At 34.0% G+C, this 2,323-nt stretch carries 3 protein-coding genes and 1 pseudogene; all 4 read left to right on the top strand.

Translation table 11 applies throughout. From position 1 onward, the window contains the following. A pseudogene (locus MV052_RS03020) lies at nucleotides 1-180 on the top strand (glucose-1-phosphate thymidylyltransferase); the annotation flags it as partial. Continuing rightward, the gene (gene rfbC, locus MV052_RS03015) at nucleotides 177-755 is read left to right on the top strand and encodes a dTDP-4-dehydrorhamnose 3,5-epimerase (RefSeq protein ID WP_297440850.1); all 579 of its coding nucleotides are present in this window, start codon (nucleotides 177-179) and stop codon (nucleotides 753-755) included. The pseudogene MV052_RS03020 and the gene rfbC, both read left to right, overlap by 4 nt. Next, nucleotides 748-1,614: a dTDP-4-dehydrorhamnose reductase gene (gene rfbD / locus MV052_RS03010; RefSeq protein WP_297440848.1), complete on the top strand. Its 867-nt coding sequence runs from the start codon at nucleotides 748-750 to the stop codon at nucleotides 1,612-1,614. Before rfbC ends, rfbD begins: the two co-directional genes overlap by 8 nt. Further along, nucleotides 1,614-2,323 (top strand): GDP-mannose 4,6-dehydratase (locus MV052_RS03005; RefSeq protein WP_297440846.1); only part of this gene is annotated, 710 nt, incomplete at its 3' end. The genes rfbD and MV052_RS03005, both read left to right, overlap by 1 nt.

The following is a 2,323-nucleotide window of genomic DNA, read 5'->3' as shown; positions in this document are numbered from 1 at the left end:
CTTGAAGCTAGTATGTTTATACAAACTATAGAAAAAAGACAAGGACTAAAAGTAGCATGTCTTGAAGAGATAGCTTATGAGATGGGCTACATATCCAAAGAGGAGCTGTTAAGACTTGCCGAGCCACTTAAAAAAAACCAGTATGGTCAATACCTAATAAACAGAGCTAATCAATCATGAAATTTACAAGAGCATCTATAGAAGATATAATCATAATAGAACCAGATATTCATGGTGATTCAAGAGGGTATTTTCTTGAAAGCTATAGAGAAGACAAGCTTGAAGAGTTTTTAGGGTTTAAGATAAATTTTATACAAGACAATGAAAGCAGATCTAGTAGAGGTGTTTTAAGAGGACTCCACTACCAACTCCCACCATCTGCACAAACTAAACTTGTAAGAGTCATAAAGGGTAGTGTTTTAGATGTTGCGGTAGACATACGAAAAGGCAGCCCTACTTTTGGAAAACATGTTAGTGTTGAGCTAAACAGTGAGAACAAGAAACAACTCTTGGTTCCTCGTGGCTTTGCCCATGGTTTTGTGGTTCTTGAAGATGATACTATCTTTGCATATAAAGTAGACAACTACTACTCTCCTGAAAATGATAGGGGAATAGCATTTGATGATGATAGTTTGGGTATTGATTGGTTAGTACCAAAAGATGAACTGTTACTCTCTGCAAAAGATAAAACGCAACCTATACTCTCAAAAACTAAAGATATCTTTGAATATGGCGTAAACTACTATAATGAATAATATCTTAGTAACAGGCTCTAAAGGCCAACTTGGTTCTGAACTTAGAATTATATCACCATCATATAAATATAACTTCTTTTTTACAGATAAGGAGAGTTTAGACATCTCTCAGAGTGCATTGATAAAAGAGTTTGTAGAACTTAACAATATAAATACTATCGTAAACTGTGCAGCATACACAGCAGTAGACAAAGCAGAAGAAGATGAAGTAAATGCAGATAAGATAAATCATATAGCAGTTAAAAATTTAGTAGAGATAGCAAAAGAAAAAAATATTAAGCTTGTACATATATCTACTGATTATGTATATGACGGTAAAAACTACAAGCCTTATACGGAAGATGATATTACAAATCCAAATGGTGTTTACGGAAAAACTAAACTTGATGGTGAAAGAGCTATGCTAGATATAAACCCTTTAAACTCCATAATCATTCGAACATCATGGGTTTATAGCTCATTTGGAGCAAACTTTGTAAAAACCATGCTTCGCTTAGGCAAAGAAAGAGACTCTTTAGGTGTCATTTTCGATCAAGTTGGTACACCTACTTATGCAAAAGACTTAGCTAAAGCCATTTTAGACATAATTCCACGCATAGATAATACACGAGTTAAGATATATAACTACTCAAACGAAGGAGTTCTTAGTTGGTATGACTTTGCAAAAGAGATTATGAGAATGGCAAAAATTGATTGTCAAATAAACCCAATTGAGACTAAAGAGTATCCAACCCCTGCAAAAAGACCTCACTACTCTTTACTAAATAAATCAAAGATAAAAGAAGAATTTAGTATACTGATACCATACTGGAAAGATAGCTTAGATAGATGTTTAAAAATAATGGGAGAGCGAAAATAATGAGTCATAAAAATATATTAGTGACAGGTTGTGCTGGTTTTATAGGAAGTAACTTTGTACCATACTTTTTAGAGAAGTATCCAGAATATCACTTAATTAACCTAGATTTACTCACTTATGCAGGAAATCTAGATAACCTAAAAGAGTGTGAAGACAACCCCCGATACAAGTTTATAAAAGGCGATATCTGCAATAGAGATTTAGTTGAATTTATATTTACAGAGTATGACATACAAGGAGTTATCCATTTTGCTGCAGAATCCCATGTGGACAATAGCATCAAACATCCTGGTGTATTTATAGAAACAAATGTCAATGGTACTTTTACACTTTTAGATGTTGCCTATAAGCATTGGATGGATAAACCCTTTCAATACAAAGAAAACTATAAAGGGTGTAGATTTCACCATATATCTACTGATGAAGTATACGGAACATTGAATGAGACGGACCTTTTTACAGAAGAGACACCTTATGCTCCGAACTCTCCCTACTCAGCATCAAAAGCAAGTAGTGATATGATAGTAAGAAGCTATCAAGAGACTTATGGAATGAACACAGTCATAACAAACTGTTCAAATAACTATGGACCAAAGCAACATGATGAGAAACTCATTCCTACAATCATACGAAAAGCATTGGCAGGAGAAAGTATCCCAATCTACGGAGATGGGAAAAACATTAGAGACTGGTTATATGTACTTGACCA

The organism is Sulfurimonas sp., from assembly GCF_026988655.1.
Taxonomy (GTDB): Bacteria; Campylobacterota; Campylobacteria; order Campylobacterales; family Sulfurimonadaceae; genus Sulfurimonas.
The sequence above is the reverse complement of the archived record's forward strand: the minus strand, read 5'-3'. Positions and strand labels throughout refer to the sequence as shown.